Below are 17,826 nucleotides of genomic sequence, written 5' to 3'. Positions count from 1 at the left end.
TAATTAAAGAGGTAGGTTAAACATTTTTTCACGTTGCCAGTCAGCTGTTGTGAACGTTTTAATCGATACCGCGTGGATCACGCCTTCATTGATAACTTGTGCTAAAGGCGCATAAATTGTTTGTTGTTTTTTCACTCGGCTCAAAGCACCTAAAAAATCTGCCACAGCAATCACTTTGCATTGTGAACCATCAAATGCCACATGAATCTCATCTAATTCAACCGCATCGGTAATTAGTTTTTCAATATCTTTTACTTCCACTTTTTACTCCAAATAGCGTATATATTAGGTATCTTCTATTGGCAATAAAGTATCAACCGCACTTAGTTTTGCCAATTTTAATAAGTCATCAGGTAAATTCACTAAGCCAATATGGCAAGCTTTACTAGCCGCTAATTCAATTAATAATAGAATCCACGCTAAGCCAGCAGTATCAATTTGACTGACCTTTGCCAAGTCTAAAACCACTCGCCCATTATCAACTAATTTACGATACTCTTTATCAAATGCTCGCGTTATTGTAGCACGCGTTAAGGCACCACTAAAAATCGCTTTTTGATCTGCTTGTTGGACATCTATCATTTTAATCTATTAACAACCCTATAATACGCCATTGTATTGCTACATCGATAATAACTGACTGCTCTTATACTACTTAAAAACGATGTTTCGTGCACTTTTCTCTTTTAGCATTTCAGTGACGTGAGCTAAACCTTTTTGACGGATCAAGCTACTAAGCTCTGCTTGCTTACTATCAAGCAAACTAATTCCTTCTGCTACCATATCATAGGCTTTCCATTCACCGGTTTTTTTATGTTTGCGCACACGAAAAGAGATATTAATAGGGGCACGTCCTGGTTCTATCACACTGGTTTCGACAGAAACCACACGATCTTTCGAAAAATCTTTTGCCGGAGCAAACTCGACTTTTTGATTATTATACAAAGTAAAAACCTGTGCATAAGATGTGATTAAATATTCTCGAAATGCCGGGACAAATTCAGCACGATCGGCTTTATTGGTTTTTTTAAAGTTACTACCAATGACTTTATAAGCAGCATATTGATAATTGATGTAAGGCATCAACTCTTCACGGACAATATTCTTTAATAAATTAGGTTCGGCTTGTATCGCACTTTGTTCATTAGCAAAACGCTTGAAAGTGATATCAGCAACCGTTTTGATCATTTGATAAGGATCTTTTTTATCAACATCTGCTCCAGCATTAGCGCCAACAGCTATGGTTAATAGCGCTAAACAAAAAAAGACTTTTTTTATGACATTGCCCATCATAATTAATCACCACTCCCTTGACTAAACAAAAACTGACCAATTAATTCTTCTAGTATCAATGCGGGTTTTGTATCTTCAATAAAGTCACCTGGCTGTAAGGTGTCAACTGAAACATCAATAAAACCAGGTAACAAGCCGATGTATTGTTCACCTAATAAGCCAGCAGTTAAAATGGAAACTGAAGTGGCTTCTGAGAAGTTGTTATATTCCGCATAAATATCCAATGTAACCACTGGCGTATAGTCTTCACTGTCCAATGAAATGTCACTGACACGTCCAACAACAACACCACCGACTTTTATTGGCGAGCGCACTTTTAAGCCGCCAATGTTGTCAAACTTTGCATATAACTGGTAAGTATTACCATTGCCGGAGATGCCACTATCAGCTACTTTTAATGCCAACATTAATAATGCCGCAATACCAATAACCGCGAATAGCCCAACCAATAACTCTATTTTTTTCGACACCATGTCTTCCACCAAATTCAAAAATATCTAATTAAATAACCGCGCTCACTAATTTGTGAACATTAAAGCAGTTAAAACAAAATCTAAACCTAAAACTAATAGTGATGATTGCACTACCGTTGAGGTTGTTGCGCGACTTATGCCTTCAGAGGTTGGCTCACAAGAATACCCTTTATAAACCGCTATCCAAGTAACAACAAAAGCAAACACTAAACTTTTAATAATGCCATTTAAAATATCTTTCTCAAATGACACTTGCGCCTGCATAACAGACCAAAAGGTACCGCTATCAACACCAAGCCAGTCAACGCCAACAAGGTGTGCTCCTAGAATACCGACCGCAGAGAATATAGCCGCTAACAAGGGTAAACTAATAAAACCCGCCCAAAAGCGCGGAGCAACAACACGACGTAAAGGATCTACAGCCATCATTTCCAGACTCGACAGTTGCTCGGTTGCCTTCATTAAACCTATTTCCGCAGTCAATGCTGAGCCAGCTCGACCTGCAAATAGCAAAGCCGCCACCACAGGGCCCAATTCTCGCAATAATGACAACGCCACCATTGGCCCTAAACTTGCCTCTGCGCCATAGCCAACCAGTATAGTATAGCCTTGCAAAGCCAATACCATGCCGATAAACATACCTGACACTAAAATAATGACTAGTGACAACACGCCTACGGAGTAGAGTTGATTAAGCAGTAAAGGAAAGCCTTTACGTGGGCTCGGTATATGAAATAAGGCTGATGCTAGCATCAGTAAAGCACGGCCTAAGCCAGCGACCTGGCCAATGATGGTTCGACCAAAAATTTGCAATTGCTTCACTGCTTGATACCTCGAGCAATTAATTCTTCACGATAAGGCGCTGCTGGAAAATGAAATGGCACAGGACCATCGGCTTCGCCTTTAACAAACTGCTGTACTAGCGGTGACGTTTGTTGATAAATTTCTTCTGGCGTGCCCTGACCAATAATTTTTTGTTCTGCGATAATATATATATAATCGGCGATGCTCATCACTTCAGGTACATCATGAGAAACCACCACAGAGGTTAACCCTAATGCTTGTCCTAAGTCTTGAATCAAGCGCACAATCACTCCCATAGAAATAGGGTCTTGGCCAGCAAAGGGTTCATCATAGAGAATAAGTTCAGGATCTAAAGCAATGGCACGAGCGAGTGCAGCGCGTCGCGCCATACCGCCAGATAATTCACTCGGTCGTAAATCTCTTGCACCACGTAAGCCAACCGCTTCTAATTTCATTAACACCATTTTTTCAATGATGTCTTCTGATAGTTCCGTATGCTCACGAATCGGAAAGGCAATATTGTCGTACACACTCATATCGGTGAACAAAGCGCCACTTTGAAAGAGCATACTCATACGTTTACGTACTTCATATAGATTGCTACGTGACAATTGGGGAATATCATGACCGTCAAATAAGATTTGTCCAGACTCTGGTTTAATTTGGCCACCAATTAGCCGCAGTAAAGTGGTCTTACCAATACCACTAGGACCCATTATTGCCGTAATTTTACCTTTAGGAATCGACAAACTGATGCCATCATAGATAACACGTTCGTCACGCTTAAAGGTCATATTTTTGATATCAACTAAAATTTCGGACATATTGCTTGGGATAACATCACTGTTAATTATTGTCTTATGTCACCGAATTCTACCGCAGCGTAACATCTCAGTCATTAGAAATTAGCAAATATTTAGTAGTAAAAACGTAAGTAAAAGTATGTAAATGTAATTAAGTGTAATTAAGTGTAAGAAAGGCTTTATGAATATCTATTTCCGTCACTTAAGTTTGAACGTTCACAAAGTGCTAATACTTCAGATGAAAATTAAACCCTGACAAATTTATTTTTTAATGATTTTATTATCAATGCACGTGCCAATAATAGCAGAAAAAGTTTATAATGGCTTTTGCTCAACATAATGTTAGCAAAATAAATATAAATGGGCTGTCATCGGTTATCATCAATGGTTTACAATTCCTCTTTTTATTTCATCATTAGCAACGAGTAAAACGTGCTACTTATTACCTTAGCCAAACAGGAGCTTTGAATGTTCATCCAAATTTTGATCTTACTACTTTCACTAATTATCTTAGTGTGGAGTGCAGACAAATTTGTATTTGGTGCCTCATCATTAGCACGAAATCTTGGTATATCTCCCATGATCATTGGTTTAACTATTGTCGCAATGGGCTCTTCAGCCCCCGAAATGATGATCGCAGCAACCGCTTCTTTACAAGGTAACCCCGATACTGCTGTCGGTAATGCTATTGGTTCCAATATTACCAATATAGCGTTAGTGTTAGGTTTAACGGCCTTATTTCACCCTTTATCTGTTTCGTCTTCCACCATCAAACGTGAAATCCCGCTTATTTTAATTGTTACTGCTATCGCAACTTACATGTTGGCCAACAGCCACTTTAGCTTTAATGAAGGCTTGATACTGATCATCGGTTTTGTACTTTATATTGCTACCTTACTGTTCGTTACTTTAAAGCGGGCAAAACAAAACCCTATAGACGATAAAATGGTCTTAGAAGCCGAGCAAGAAGTGCCGGAGGCCGTCAGTACTCGACGTTCAGTCATTTGGTTAGTTTTCGGCATTATCTTTTTGCCATTAAGTGCAACATTTCTTGTCGACTCTTCAATTTTTATTGCCAAAGCTTTTGGTATTAGTGACTTGGTCATAGGTTTAACCGTCATTGCTGTTGGTACTAGTTTACCTGAACTAGCAGCCAGTATTATGAGTATTATTAAAAAAGAAGACGATCTGGCTTTGGGAAATATTATTGGCTCAAATATCTTTAATATTCTTGCCGTACTATCGCTAGCGGGCTTAATTTCACCTGGTAATATTGACCAAGCAGCGGCCTCTCGCGATGCTCCATATATGCTAGCAACAACTTTCTTACTCTTTCTGCTTTGTTTTAGTCGTAGCGGAAAATTTCGCATCACACGCGCGAAAGGTTTACTATTGTTAGCAGTATTTATCGGCTATCAAATTTTACTTTTCAGTCAACTTAAAACTTAATGATTGGTCTATAGCAATGAAAAACTTTAAGCAGTTAGCACAAAACGTCATTAAAATTGAGCAACAGGCTATTGCTGAATTAACACAATTTATTGATGACGACTTCGTTAAGGCTGGTGAATTAATGTTCAACTGCCAAGGCCGGGTCATCGTAATTGGTATGGGAAAATCTGGCCACATTGGCGGTAAAATTGCTGCAACACTGGCCAGTACAGGTACACCATCATTTTTTGTCCATCCTGGTGAAGCAAGCCATGGCGATCTTGGCATGATCACCATAGATGATGTGGTATTAACTATCTCTAATTCTGGCGAAACCGGCGAAGTATTAGCTATTATTCCCGTCATCAAGCGATTAGGGGCTAAGCTTATTGCCATGACCGGTAACCCTGATTCAACATTAGCACAGCTTGCCGACACGCATGTTTGCGTCAAAGTATCGCAAGAAGCTTGCCCTCTAGGGTTAGCACCAACCTCTAGCACCACAGCAACTTTAGTGATGGGAGATGCCCTTGCGGTTGCGCTATTAAATGCTCGTGGTTTTACCGCCGATGACTTTGCTTTATCTCACCCTGGTGGCAGTTTAGGGAAAAGATTATTATTGCGTTTAACGGATATTATGCATAAAGACGAGCGCCTACCAACCGTAGCAAAAAGCGCTAAAATAAAAGATGCTTTAGTTGAAATGTCTCTGAAAGGTTTAGGCATGACAGCTATTATTGATGACAATAGTCAGCTGATGGGGCTATTTACCGATGGTGATTTACGCCGTATTTTAGATGCAAAAATTGATATTCACCAAGACAGTATTACCAGTGTTATGACCAAGAATCCTTATGTTGCGAAGCAAGATATGCTGGCTGCTGAAGCACTAAAAATTATGGAAGACAAAAAAATTAATGGCTTGATTATTGTTAATGACAATAATCAACCGATTGGTGCGATGAATATGCATGACTTATTAAAATCTGGAGTGCTATAAATTGGATAGCCTGTACGGAAACGTTACACCCAGTGTTTGGCATAAAGCACAAAAGATTAAACTCTTTGTTTGCGATATTGATGGCGTTTTTTCAGATGGCCGTATTTATTTAGGTAATAATGGCGAAGAATTAAAAGCTTTCCATACTAAAGATGGCTATGGCATCAAAGCTTTAGGTGCTAGTGGTGTTGATGTTGCCGTGATCACCGGCAGAAAATCTAACATAGTACAGACCCGCATGAGTGCATTAAATGTTAAACACATAGTCCAAGGTGAAGAAAATAAACTCCCAGCATTAAAAGCCATGATGGCGGCATTAAAATTAACACCTGAGCAAGTCGCTTACATTGGTGATGATATGCCAGATTTTGACTGCCTTAACTATGTGGGTTTAAGTATTGCTGTTAATGACGCGCATCCTGCGATATTAAAACTCTGTCACTATATTACTTATACCCGAGGGGGTTTTGGTGCCGTACGAGAAACTTGTGATCTAATAATGCAAAGTCAAAACACCTTAGCGGCGGCTACAGGCGCGAGTATATGAGCCGAATTTATCTTGCGACAATAATCTTATTTATCATAGCCGTTTCGACTTATGGACTGCTTGAATGGTATAGCGTGCAAGAAGAAACAAGCAACATTCTCGACAGCACGAGTAACCCTGAATTTATTGCTGAGAATCTCAACAGTGACATTTATAAAGCATCGGGCGCATTAGCTTACAATGTTGAAGCACAACGAATGGAACATTATGCGCAATTAGAGGTCACACACTTTGAGTATCCACAATACACTTTATATCCAAAAAACAACAAACCCACTTGGCAAATTACCGCCAACGAAGGCACCTTGTATGGTAACAACCGAGTAAAATTAAAAAATCGCGTACGTTTAATCGCCACTGATGAAGAAAGTTTGATACAGGAAGTACACGGAAAAAATTTAGAAATGGACTTGAAAACTAATATTATCAGCTCAGAGCAAACTATCTTAATATTAGGTAAAGGATTTACTATGTATGGCTCAGGATTAATTGTAGACTTAAACACAACACAGATGACATTGACCGAACATGTACAAACCATTTATAAAAAAACTAACAACTAAATTAACTTTCTTAGCGGCGCTACTTTTATTAGTCCCTGCAGCAAGTGCTGAAAAGTTTGATGTTGAGCAAGAAATTAAAATTTCTTCTTCACGCCAAGCAGCCGATCTGAAGAACAAAATATTCAGTTATATTGATAATGTCATTATTTCTCAAGGCACGCTTAAAATACATGCTGAATTAGTTCAGGTCATCACTCAAGAAGAAAACGATAATAAAATTTATATTGCTAAAGGCTCACCAGCAACATTTGAGCAAACCCTGCAAGATGGTAGTCCAATCAACTTACAAGCCAACGAAATCCGTTATGAACCAGCGATGAATATTGTCGTCATTTCAGGTAATGCCTTATTACGTCAAGAAGGCAGCGAAGTGAGCGGTAATAAAATTACTTATAATTTTGACACTGAATATGTCAATGCTGAAAGCTTAGAAAATGCCAAGGTTGAGACGGTTTTACAACCTAAAAATAAAACTGAGCAACTAGAAAAATCAAAGGATAAACAAGAGTAGATGGCAACTTCAACATTATCCGCAACCGGTCTAGCAAAAGCCTATAAAGGCCGAAAAGTAGTTAAAAACGTCAGTATGAAGGTCTCTGCTGGACAAATTGTTGGCTTATTAGGACCGAACGGTGCTGGCAAAACGACCTCTTTTTATATGATTGTCGGTTTAGTCAACAATGATAGCGGCTCCATTGTTTTAAATGATGAAGACTTAACTTTATTACCGATGCACGAACGCGCACGTAAAGGTATCGGCTACTTACCTCAAGAAGCATCAATTTTTCGTAAGCTTTCGGTTTATGACAACATCATGGCCATTTTACAAACTCGCAAAACTCTCAATGATATCGAAAGAGAAGAGAAACTTGAACATCTGCTAGAAGAGTTCAACATTAGCCATATCAAAGATAACTTAGGCATGAGCTTATCGGGTGGTGAACGCCGACGCGTTGAAATAGCACGCGCTTTAGCAGCGGAACCAAAATTTATCTTACTTGATGAGCCCTTTGCAGGTGTTGACCCTATTTCAGTAGGTGATATAAAAAAAATTATCCTACACTTAAAAGAACGTGGTATTGGCATTTTGATCACCGACCACAATGTACGAGAAACACTCGATGTTTGTGAGCACGCCTATATTGTTAGTCATGGCGAACTTATTGCTGAAGGTGATGCTAATCAAATTCTTGCGAATCAGCATGTAAGAGATGTATACCTTGGTGAACAATTCACGCTATAGTGAGTAACAAACTACAACGGCACAATAATAATGTCTTTGAACAGGGAAAAGAAAACGTAAATGCGTCCTACTCTGCAACTCCGTATCGGACAACAGTTAACGATGACCCCGCAATTGCAGCAGGCGATCAAACTGTTGCAATTATCTACTCTGGATCTACAGCAAGAAATTCAAGAGGCACTTGAAAGTAATCCTTTGCTTGAAGTTGATGAAACTGCTGATAATAGCTCGGAAAGTACCCCTGACCATTTAGAGGAAGCCTTTTCTGCTGGTGTTAGTGAAGATACAGCAATGTCATCCTCAGATGGCAGTGAAGATTCAGCACCAACGATCGATGAAATTAGCTCCTCAGAAGGCCTAGCCAAAACCGATATTCCCGAAGAACTTAATAGTGATACTACTTGGGATGACAACTTTAGTGCTGGTGCAAGTAGTGGCGGTGTTGGACCGGCATCAGAAGATTATACCTACCAAGGTGAAACAAAAGATTCATTACAAGATCACCTAATTTGGCAAATGGAACTCACGCCCTTTAGCGATACCGATAAAACCATTGCTATTGCCATTATTGAAGCCATTGATGAAGCAGGTTACTTAACCGTTTCAGCAGAAGATATCTTAGAAAGTGTCGGCATTGAAGATGTTGAGCTTGACGAAGTTGAAGTAGTACTAAAGCGCATTAACATGTTTGACCCCGTAGGTGTTGCTGCTCGTTCAATTCCTGAATGCCTACTGATTCAACTTAATCAATTCGCTAAAGATACCCCTTGGTTAGCGGAAAGTAAGTTAGCCGTAACTGAATATATTGAATTACTCGGCAATCGAGATTACCGCCAGTTAATGCGAAAATTACGCTTAAAAGAAGATCAATTACGCGAAGTTATTCGCCTGATACAATCTTTAGATCCTCGCCCAGGCGATAGCGTGATAAAAAGCGAAGAACAATATGTCATTCCTGATGTCTCTGTTGAAAAGAAAAACGGCCGTTGGACGGTAGAGCTCAACCCTGATACTGCACCTAAGTTATCGGTAAATCAGCAATATGCGGCGATGTCTCGCACCATGAAATCATCCACTGATAGTCAGTTTATCCGCTCGAATTTACAAGAAGCTAAATGGTTTATCAAAAGCTTAGAGAGCAGAAACGATACGCTATTAAAAGTGTCAAACTGTATTGTGCAACGCCAGCAAGGATTTTTTGAACATGGTCCAGAAGCTATGCGTCCGATGGTATTAAACGATATTGCCGAAGCTGTTGATATGCATGAATCAACAATCTCACGGGTGACGACGCAAAAGTATATGCACACGCCTAGAGGGATTTTCGAGCTGAAATATTTCTTTTCAAGTCATGTTAGCACTGAAAATGGTGGTGAGTGTTCATCGACTGCAATTCGTGAATTAATCAAAAAACTTGTTGCTGCTGAAATACCTGCAAAACCTTTAAGTGATAGCAAAATGGCAGATATTTTAGCCGAGCAAGGTATCAAAGTCGCAAGGCGGACCATTGCTAAATATCGTGAATCGCTCTCTATACCGCCATCAAATCAACGTAAAAGCCTACTCTAGGCCAACTTACTCACCCGTAAAAGAGGACAGCAGCATATGCAAATTAATCTTACCGGACACCATGTCGACGTTACCGATTCATTACGTGATTATGTTAATGGCAAATTTGAAAAGCTAGAACGTCATTTTGATCACATCAACAATGTACATGTCGTATTAACAGTCGAGAAGCTCAATCAAATTGCCGAATCCACTGTCCATTTAAGTGGCACTGAGGTCCATGCTAAAGCAGAAAACAATGATATGTATGCATCAATTGATGCTTTAATTGATAAGCTAGATCGCCAAATCTTGAAGTACAAAGGCAAGATTAACAAGCATTAGCGTAGCACCACATTAGGTCTTATAAGTTTATGAAGTTGCAAGATATCTTAACTCCGGACTGCACTATTTGTGCAGTACCGGCTGCAAGTAAAAAACGTATTTTAGAATATTTAAGTAGTCTTGCTGCTGAAAAATTGGCAAATCACGACACTTTTCAACTATTAGAGAGCTTAGTTAAACGTGAACGAATGGGCTCAACAGGTATAGGTAATGGCATTGCTATACCTCATGGCCGCTTAAGTGATGCCACACAGCCAATTGCTGTGGTTATCACCATAGAAGAAGCGATTAATTTTGATGCTATTGATCATCGTCCCGTAGATATTTTTATTGCCTTGTTTGTACCTGAAGAAGAATGCCAAAATCATCTGTGCACCCTTCAAAGTATTGCGACAATTTTTCGTAACAAACAGTTTTGCAAACAGGTACGTCAATGTAAAACTAACCAAGAGCTTTTTCAGTTAATCCAACAAGCGAGTTAAAGCACGGATGAAATTAATTATTGTAAGTGGCCGATCTGGCTCCGGCAAAAGTGTCGCACTGCGTGTTTTAGAAGATTTAGGCTATTACTGTGTCGACAATATTCCAGTTAATTTACTACCGGCATTAACCCATACGGTCATCAATGATTATGAAAATGTTGCGGTAAGTATCGATGTTCGCAACTTACCGAAAGATCCTAACGATGTGCCTGAAATTATTGATTACCTGCCGAGTGCTGTCGAGTTAAACCTACTCTATTTGGATGCAGATGATAGCGACCTGATCCGTCGATTTAGTGAAACTCGACGTTTACACCCATTGATTAAGCAAAACATTGCTTTAGACCAAGCTATTGCCTTAGAGAAAAAACTGCTGGAACCGATCGCTAGTCGAGCACACTTATATATCAATACCAGTCAACTATCACCACATCAACTTGCCGACTTAGTCAGAGAACGTATTTTGGGTAAAACATCAGGTTCTATGGTGGTGGTCTTTGAATCATTTGGTTTCAAACATGGTGTGCCGCAAGATGCCGACTATGTTTTTGATGCCCGATTTTTACCTAATCCATTTTGGGATAAAGAGCTAAAAGACTATACCGGCTTAGATAAGCCAGTACAAGATTTCCTTGCTAGCCAAGCGATAGTGACTAAGTTTATTTGGCAAATTAACAGCTTTATGATGACTTGGTTACCGCATTTAGAACGTAATAATCGTAGCTATATTACCATCGCTATTGGCTGTACTGGCGGTAAGCATCGCTCAGTATATATTGCAGAATTATTAGCCAATAATATGCGTAAAGAGCGTAAAGACGTGCAATCTCGTCACCGTGACTTACCCATTGAAAGTACATAAATTATGATGACTGTACAATTTAGCCGTGAAGTACTGATCATCAATAAACTTGGCTTACATGCCAGAGCGGCCTCAAAACTTGCTCAGCTTAGCCAAAAATTTACCGCGAAAGTCACAATTGAATTAGCTGATAATAGTGCTGACGCTAATAGCATTATGGGCTTAATGCTATTAGCCGGCGCCCAAGGAAAAACCGTTAAGGTTGTCGCCTCAGGTGAAGATGCAGAAAGAGCGCTAGCAGAGATTTGCCAACTTTTTAGTGACAAATTTAATGAAACTGAGTAAATAAAGCCAAGCACTAAGCTCCTCAACCTGTGTTTAAGTCAATAAAAAAGCTGCGAAAAGTGATAAATTACGGTAAACTCAACACTGATAATTATCAATTTTGAGCGTAACATCACCTTAATAATTATCCTTCATACTAATAATTTTCAGTTTTCGTTTTTACAACGGCACAAGGTAGCTATATGCCGGAAGTTTCTGAGCAAGATTACAGTCATCAACGCCTACAGCAAGTTAATGATGCCATCGATAGTGGCATGTTTGTCTATGTCCGCAAATTATTGCAAGACATGCCTGCTTATGATCTCGCCTTACTATTAGAGTCTTCTCCAACCAAGAGTCGTATGGCGCTATGGCAATTAATTGATGCTGATCATCATGGTGAAGTACTTGAAGAGCTAAACGAAGAAGTTCGAAAAGGCATACTAAAAAATATTCATCCAGAAAAGTTAGCTGCCGTTGCTGAAGGCATGGATGTAGATGATTTAGCAGAAGTATTCAGAACACTACCTGACAGCGTTTATCAGGAAGTGCTAAACGCAATGGACTGGCAAGACCGTAGCCGTGTTGAAGCCGCATTGTCATATGAAGAGGATACTGCCGGCGGTATCATGAATACCGACACCATATCTATTCGTCCAGATGTGACGGTAGATGTGGTTTTACGCTATTTGCGCTTACGTGGCGAGTTGCCTGAAGCAACCGACTCATTTTATGTTGTTGACCGCGAAGATCATTTCATCGGAGCCGTATCATTATCAGCGATTGTAACTGCAAAAGCTGAAACCATCATTTCCAACCTGATTGATGAAGACATCCAAGCAATTACCGCTGATATGAACGAGAAAGACGTTGCACAACTATTTGAGCGTTATGACTGGTTTTCAGCTCCCGTTATCGATGAAGAAGGACGCTTGCTTGGTCGTATCACCGTAGATGATGTTGTTGATATTATTCGTGAAGAGGCTGAACATTCCATGATGAGTATGGCGGGTCTAGATGACGAAGCCGATACTTTTGCTCCGGTATTAAAAAGTACTCAACGACGCTCTATTTGGTTAGGGGTAAACTTAATTACCGCCCTAATGGCTGTTGCAGTATCAAGTATGTTTGAAGGAATTTTAAATCAGTTAGCCATTTTGGCGGTATTAAACTCTTTAGTCCCTAGCATGGGCGGCGTTGCCGGTAATCAAACCTTAACACTGGTTATTCGCGGTATGGCTTTAGGGCATGTTGGTGAGAGTAACTCACGTATTTTACTCTATAAAGAGCTTGCCATTGGCTTTTTCAACGGTTTGATATGGTCCGTATTAATCGCCACTGTCGTCGCTATTTGGCAGCAAAATTTAATGCTCGGCGCTATTATCGCCTTTGCCATGTTAATGAATATGACCGCTGCGGGTCTAGCGGGTGTCACGATTCCTTTAGTATTGAAAAAGATGAATATAGACCCAGCATTGGCCGGTAGCGTCATTCTCACTACCGTTACCGATGTTGTCGGAATATTCGCCTTCTTGGGTACCGCAACGTTACTGCTAGGGTAGAGCAGCCGTCAGTTTTAAGCTGTCAGTCAAAACAAGTGGAGCGGCTCAGGACTGGTTTTTGCTTTTAACTAAAAGCTGATAGCTATTAACTTCCAACTTTAATACTTAACTGCCAGCCACTTGCATTTCATTAACGATAATTGAGCCGGTATGAATACTACCACGCATATCAATATCATCTCCTATTGCCACAATACCAGTAAAAATATCTTGGAGCTTTCCAGCAATAGTTATTTCATCAACCGGATAAGCTATCTCGCCATTTTCGACCCAGAAGCCTGCAGCACCGCGTGAATAATCGCCCGTGACTACATTAACCCCTTGGCCCATCATTTCAGTCACTAACAACCCCGTACCCAATGTTTTTAACATGGCATCAAAATCACCACCTTGACCAGCGCCTTTCATACCAAGTTGCCAATTATGAATACCGCCGGCATGACCCGTTGTTTGTAAACCCAGTTTACGTGCTGAATAACTAGTGAGCAGATAAGTCGCTAACTTACCGTCGGTAATGATTTCACGATCAATGGTTGCGACACCTTCAGCATCAAAAGCGCTACTCGCTAAGCCTTTTTTGATATGAGGACGTTCGCTAATATTCAAAAACTCAGGAAAAACTTGTTTGCCAATTGAGTCCATTAAAAAAGAAGATTTACGGTATAAATTGCCGCCACTGATGGCGGCGATAAAATGCCCAAATAAGCTATTTGCAATATCGGCACGAAACATCACTGGCACTTTAGCCGTGGCGAGTTTGCGCGCACCTAAACGAGACAAGGCTTCCATAGAGGCCTGTTGACCTATCTTGCGAGCAGTTTCCATTTTGTCAAATTCGCGGCTGACAGTATAAGCATAGTCACGCTGCATATCGTCACCTTCGTTGGCGATCATCACACAACTCAAATTATGCCGCGTACTTGGGTAGCCAACCAGTTGGCCATGACTGTTACCATACACTTTAAACCCTTCATAACTTGCGAGTGTCGCACCGTCTGAATTGGTTATACGCTTATCATAGCTAAGCGCTGTGTCTTCACAGCTTTTAGCGATACTTATTGCTTGCTCCGTTGTTAACGCTTTCGGGTGATATAAATCTAAATCTGGAGGCGACATCGCTAACATTGCTTTATCAGCCATGCCAGAGCAATCATCAACCGAGGTATATTTGGCAATATTGACCGCAGCTTCAATCGCTTGTTTTAATGCTTTTTCTGATAAATCAGCTGTCGAGGCGCTACCCTTTCTGCCGGCTTTGTAAACCGTAATACCTAGCGCACCGTCACTGGTAAATTCTACATTTTCAACTTCACCTAGGCGAGTACTAACACTCAGACCTTGTGTACGGGTCATAGCAACTTCAGCACCATCGGCGCCCAGTGACTTTGCCAGTGTCATGGCGTCATTAACACGTGTTTTTACATGCTCTATTTGCATTTGAATACTATCAGAATCGCTCATGGGTAAATTATTTCTCACATTTTATCGATACAAACAACAGGAATGTTTTTGCTGGTACAGCTTTGTTGTATACTACAGGTAACAATCACTTTATTACTTAACATTATGCCCCAGTCTGCCAACGATATCGATGAATTAGAAGAAGAATTACTGAGTAAATCGGAAATAAAACGAGAAATGCATCGACTGCAAGACTTTGGCCTTGTCATCGTCAAAATGTCGAAGCATCAACGCAGTAAATTACCACTGACTGATGAGCTTAAAGCTTCAATGGTGCTAGCAGATAAAATTGCCAACAAGCACGAAGCATTACGTCGCCATGTGCGCCACATTGCTAAAATACTAGCTGAAACTGATCTTGAGCCGATTAAACAAGCAATGGATGTTATGGCTAATAAGCATCAACAAGAATCAGCGAAGTTTGATAAATTAGAAAAAATTCGTGATGAACTTATCACCCAAGGTAATGACAACATCGAAGACTTGCTAGCCCAGTGTGAAACAATGGAAAGACAGAAACTTCGACAATTAGTGCGCCAGGCGAAAAAAGAGCATAAAGAAGAGAAGGTGGGTAAACATTATCGTGACCTGTTTGCCTACTTAAAAGAGCATGTGATTTTTTAACTAAAAGTCAATTTGAGCTTTAATAAAAACGCCTTGATTTACAAGGCGTTTTTATTTCTCTTTGCGCGATAATACCCGCAGTTATAAAATACTGTACTGACTAAACACTTTATAAAGTTCAGTGCCTTGATTAACGCTCGCTGACGCAAAGTGCAAAATAGGAATCACGGGATGATCTAAGCTAATGTAGTGTAATGGATCGCCATCACCGTAATTATCCATTCGAAGAATTCGAGCTAAAGGCTCTCCTGCCGCTAATGGTTGACCAAATTCAGCTAAATAATCTACCATGCCACCCATTGGTGAATATAATGCTTTGTAATCGGCTAGCATGCAGCTATATCGGATCATGCTTTTAGGGTGAAAATCGTTACTCTTTATCACGCCTTGATATTGTAAATAACTTAAAATACCTTGTGCATCTTCATGGGCAACATCTAAATCTATTTGTTCTTGTGAGCCTAATTCAACAGTAAAGCTTTCTTTAATAATTAAATCTTGCGCATAATTTTCATCCGCTTTCGTTATCGAAAAATCACGCCCTAACTGAGCAAACGCAAGCTTTAGCTGCCACCAAGGACAAAAAGTTGCTTCATCTAACGCGCCATCAAAACTGTTAGGAATTAACAAGGTATGTGGAATATCAAAGTACTTGGCACTTTCCTTCGCATATTCGGGACAATATAAATGTTTGCTCGAAATAGGACCGGTATGTAGGTCTAAAACAATATCAGCTTGATGGGCTAATTGCTGTAATTGAAAAGCAATACGCTGCCCAGTAGTCAGGCCATAAATATTATGATTAAGTTTTTGCTCAATCTGCTCCAACAGTAAAGCTTTAAAGGCACGCTCTATTTCAATAGCTGAGTGGCTCAAATAGGCTTGTGCAAAAGGTTCAATGATATCAGCAGCAAAATAGTACATTCGATTCCAGTTAACACCAGTGATGGGATCAAAACGCCCTAAAGTGTACTCACCATTTTTATGGTTACATGCAACAGGGTTTGCATAAGGCACTAATGTAATACTGCTGTTAAGTTCAAGTGTTTTTAACTGCTCTAAGAGTTGAAAAATAACCGCATTGCCCTGTACTTCTGCGCCGTGCATATTGGCTTGAATATAAACATCTGGCCCCTGCTCTTTACCCTTGATCCGATAAACCGGCACCGTTAGCGCCGCGCCACTGGCCATTTCACCGACGTGCATAACTTCTTTACTAATTACATTCATAAATAACCTTATTCTAGCTGTTCAGCCCGATCAGCGTAAATACCATGACGCTGGCTCTGCTGTCCGCACCTGCTCAATTTTTCCGCGCTGTAAAACGTATTCGGCAGCCACTTGATGGCAAAGAAAGAACGGCATACTTTCAGTAAAACCATAGGCGCCAGCCAAACCAAAGACTAGCTGATCACCAACACCGACATCATCAGCTATTGCTAGTGTGCCCAATTTATCTAAACTGGTACAAAGTGGACCATGCAAATCAAAATAACGCGGGCTTGCTGTAGACTCTCTGAGCATAGCAACTGGAAATGGCTGTTCCGTAATCGCAGGGCGTAATAAATGATTAATCCCCCCTGCTAGTACTAATTGTTGTTGCTGAAAATTCTGCTTACGATCGACCACAGAAGTTAGGTAATAGCCCATTTCAGCAACGGCATAACGACCTAACTCTAACCAAAGTTCACTGACACCAGCACGCGCTTTTATTATTGCTAAGTCATTAATAATTGTCGGCCAACTCAAACCTTGCTCTGTTTGTAAATAGTCAACACCTAAGCCCCCGCCTAAATCTAATACTTCTAAGTTCATGCCCAAATTTTCAGCTAAGGTTAATAGTGGCGTAACCATTTGCGACCACAACTCAAACATACGTGCATTGCTGAGCATATTTCCCCATTGAAAAATATGTAAACCATTGATATTCAATGCTGAAAAATCAGCTACCTTGATTGTTTGCCATTCATCACAAGATAAGCCAAAAGCCGTAACTTCATTACCACCTAAGGGGTTTTTTTCACCCTCTTGCCATTGCAATTGCACTCTTAATAGCACTTGTGGTCGACAAGAGAGTTCATTAGCTGCTTGGTTTAGCCATTGTAGTTGGTTTAAACTTTCAACCACGAAAGTGCGTACACCTTGGCGTAAAAAAGCTTTCATCTGAGATTTTGACTTTGCTGGGCCTGTATTTAAGATGCGATCTGCAGCAATATCTTGCGCTAATACTTGGCTCAATTCGCCTTGGCTAGCAACATCAAAATTAAAGCCTTGCTGCGCTAAGGTTTGTATTACTCGCGACAAAGGGTTTGCCTTAACAGCAAACCAAAGCTTAATAACATCTTGTTGCATGAGCAGCGATAAATGTTGCTTAAGAGAATCTAAATCATAAAGAAAAAAACCCGCTTCATCTTCTGCTATATCATCGCTAGGCGGCATTAAATCACGGTGCTTATTCAGTGATGCCATTAAGCTAGCGCTAAGCCAACTAGGCCTAGCCTTATCATTTAACATTTCAGTC

The 17,826-nt window shown here is 40.2% G+C and carries 22 protein-coding genes; 13 read left to right on the top strand and 9 right to left on the bottom strand.

Annotated features, from left to right (window positions below; translation table 11 throughout):
- Positions 1 to 3: 3 nt before the first annotated feature.
- From FGD67_RS13165 to mlaF, 6 genes are all read right to left on the bottom strand, one after another.
- Complete coding sequence (locus FGD67_RS13165) at positions 4 to 261, bottom strand: BolA family protein (RefSeq protein WP_257171602.1); 258 nt, start codon at positions 259 to 261, stop codon at positions 4 to 6.
- Positions 262 to 285: 24 nt separating this feature from the next.
- Positions 286 to 582, bottom strand: coding sequence for a lipid asymmetry maintenance protein MlaB (locus tag FGD67_RS13160; RefSeq protein WP_257171601.1), 297 nt, complete (start codon positions 580 to 582; stop codon positions 286 to 288).
- 69 nt (positions 583 to 651) lie between these two features.
- The gene (locus FGD67_RS13155) at positions 652 to 1,293 is read right to left on the bottom strand and encodes a phospholipid-binding protein MlaC (protein ID WP_257171600.1); all 642 of its coding nucleotides are present in this window, start codon (positions 1,291 to 1,293) and stop codon (positions 652 to 654) included.
- Positions 1,294 to 1,295: 2 nt separating this feature from the next.
- Positions 1,296 to 1,766, bottom strand: coding sequence for an outer membrane lipid asymmetry maintenance protein MlaD (gene mlaD, locus FGD67_RS13150; RefSeq protein ID WP_257171599.1), 471 nt, complete (start codon positions 1,764 to 1,766; stop codon positions 1,296 to 1,298).
- A 45-nt stretch (positions 1,767 to 1,811) separates the two neighbouring features.
- Entirely contained in the window at positions 1,812 to 2,588 is a 777-nt protein-coding gene (mlaE, locus tag FGD67_RS13145; RefSeq protein WP_257171598.1) for a lipid asymmetry maintenance ABC transporter permease subunit MlaE, read from the bottom strand.
- Entirely contained in the window at positions 2,585 to 3,394 is an 810-nt protein-coding gene (gene mlaF / locus FGD67_RS13140; RefSeq protein WP_257171597.1) for a phospholipid ABC transporter ATP-binding protein MlaF, read from the bottom strand. The genes mlaE and mlaF overlap by 4 nt, the downstream gene beginning before the upstream one ends.
- 447 nt (positions 3,395 to 3,841) lie before the next feature.
- Here mlaF and FGD67_RS13135 point away from each other — a divergent pair, with 447 nt between their 5' ends.
- From FGD67_RS13135 to mgtE, 12 genes are all read left to right on the top strand, one after another.
- Complete coding sequence (locus FGD67_RS13135; protein WP_257171596.1) at positions 3,842 to 4,822, top strand: calcium/sodium antiporter; 981 nt, start codon at positions 3,842 to 3,844, stop codon at positions 4,820 to 4,822.
- A 16-nt stretch (positions 4,823 to 4,838) separates the two neighbouring features.
- Entirely contained in the window at positions 4,839 to 5,804 is a 966-nt protein-coding gene (locus tag FGD67_RS13130) for a KpsF/GutQ family sugar-phosphate isomerase (RefSeq protein WP_257171595.1), read from the top strand.
- 1 nt (position 5,805) lies between these two features.
- Positions 5,806 to 6,351, top strand: coding sequence for a 3-deoxy-manno-octulosonate-8-phosphatase KdsC (gene kdsC / locus FGD67_RS13125; RefSeq protein WP_257171594.1), 546 nt, complete (start codon positions 5,806 to 5,808; stop codon positions 6,349 to 6,351).
- The gene (lptC, locus tag FGD67_RS13120; RefSeq protein ID WP_257171593.1) at positions 6,348 to 6,914 is read left to right on the top strand and encodes an LPS export ABC transporter periplasmic protein LptC; all 567 of its coding nucleotides are present in this window, start codon (positions 6,348 to 6,350) and stop codon (positions 6,912 to 6,914) included. Before kdsC ends, lptC begins: the two co-directional genes overlap by 4 nt.
- Positions 6,880 to 7,425 (top strand): lipopolysaccharide transport periplasmic protein LptA, encoded by a 546-nt coding sequence (lptA, locus tag FGD67_RS13115; RefSeq protein ID WP_257171592.1) that lies wholly within the window; start codon positions 6,880 to 6,882, stop codon positions 7,423 to 7,425. The genes lptC and lptA overlap by 35 nt, the downstream gene beginning before the upstream one ends.
- Positions 7,426 to 8,157, top strand: coding sequence for an LPS export ABC transporter ATP-binding protein (gene lptB / locus FGD67_RS13110; protein WP_257171591.1), 732 nt, complete (start codon positions 7,426 to 7,428; stop codon positions 8,155 to 8,157). It abuts the gene before it with no gap.
- A gap of 60 nt (positions 8,158 to 8,217) precedes the next feature.
- Positions 8,218 to 9,726: an RNA polymerase factor sigma-54 gene (locus tag FGD67_RS13105; RefSeq protein WP_257171590.1), complete on the top strand. Its 1,509-nt coding sequence runs from the start codon at positions 8,218 to 8,220 to the stop codon at positions 9,724 to 9,726.
- Between the two features lie 36 nt (positions 9,727 to 9,762).
- Positions 9,763 to 10,050, top strand: a complete 288-nt coding sequence (gene hpf / locus FGD67_RS13100; protein ID WP_257171589.1) for a ribosome hibernation promoting factor — start codon at positions 9,763 to 9,765, stop codon at positions 10,048 to 10,050.
- A 29-nt stretch (positions 10,051 to 10,079) separates the two neighbouring features.
- A complete protein-coding gene (ptsN, locus tag FGD67_RS13095; protein WP_257171588.1) occupies positions 10,080 to 10,532 on the top strand; it encodes a PTS IIA-like nitrogen regulatory protein PtsN in 453 nt (150 codons plus the stop codon).
- 7 nt (positions 10,533 to 10,539) lie between these two features.
- On the top strand, positions 10,540 to 11,394 hold the full coding sequence (rapZ, locus tag FGD67_RS13090; protein WP_257171587.1) for an RNase adapter RapZ: 855 nt from the start codon (positions 10,540 to 10,542) through the stop codon (positions 11,392 to 11,394).
- A 3-nt stretch (positions 11,395 to 11,397) separates the two neighbouring features.
- The gene (locus tag FGD67_RS13085) at positions 11,398 to 11,679 is read left to right on the top strand and encodes an HPr family phosphocarrier protein (RefSeq protein ID WP_306556748.1); all 282 of its coding nucleotides are present in this window, start codon (positions 11,398 to 11,400) and stop codon (positions 11,677 to 11,679) included.
- A 182-nt stretch (positions 11,680 to 11,861) separates the two neighbouring features.
- Positions 11,862 to 13,220 carry a magnesium transporter gene (gene mgtE / locus FGD67_RS13080; RefSeq protein ID WP_257171586.1) on the top strand — a complete coding sequence of 453 codons (1,359 nt, stop codon included), beginning with the start codon at positions 11,862 to 11,864 and terminating at the stop codon, positions 13,218 to 13,220.
- Between the two features lie 105 nt (positions 13,221 to 13,325).
- On the opposite strand, the gene pmbA is transcribed toward mgtE, so the two are convergent.
- Positions 13,326 to 14,681 (bottom strand): metalloprotease PmbA, encoded by a 1,356-nt coding sequence (pmbA, locus tag FGD67_RS13075; RefSeq protein WP_257171585.1) that lies wholly within the window; start codon positions 14,679 to 14,681, stop codon positions 13,326 to 13,328.
- A 105-nt stretch (positions 14,682 to 14,786) separates the two neighbouring features.
- On the opposite strand from pmbA, the gene yjgA reads away from it, so the two are divergent.
- Positions 14,787 to 15,305, top strand: coding sequence for a ribosome biogenesis factor YjgA (yjgA, locus tag FGD67_RS13070; RefSeq protein WP_257171584.1), 519 nt, complete (start codon positions 14,787 to 14,789; stop codon positions 15,303 to 15,305).
- An 81-nt stretch (positions 15,306 to 15,386) separates the two neighbouring features.
- Here yjgA and FGD67_RS13065 read toward each other — a convergent pair whose 3' ends face one another.
- Together FGD67_RS13065 and FGD67_RS13060 are read right to left on the bottom strand one after the other, a co-directional pair.
- Positions 15,387 to 16,535, bottom strand: a complete 1,149-nt coding sequence (locus FGD67_RS13065) for a succinylglutamate desuccinylase/aspartoacylase family protein (RefSeq protein ID WP_257171583.1) — start codon at positions 16,533 to 16,535, stop codon at positions 15,387 to 15,389.
- A 30-nt stretch (positions 16,536 to 16,565) separates the two neighbouring features.
- Complete coding sequence (locus FGD67_RS13060; RefSeq protein WP_257175115.1) at positions 16,566 to 17,744, bottom strand: PLP-dependent decarboxylase; 1,179 nt, start codon at positions 17,742 to 17,744, stop codon at positions 16,566 to 16,568.
- Positions 17,745 to 17,826 lie beyond the last annotated feature (82 nt).

The sequence above is a fragment of the Colwellia sp. M166 genome, from assembly GCF_024585285.1.
Lineage (GTDB): Bacteria > Pseudomonadota > Gammaproteobacteria > Enterobacterales > Alteromonadaceae > Cognaticolwellia.
Note: the sequence above shows the minus strand (reverse complement) of the source record. Positions and strands in the feature narration are given on the sequence as shown.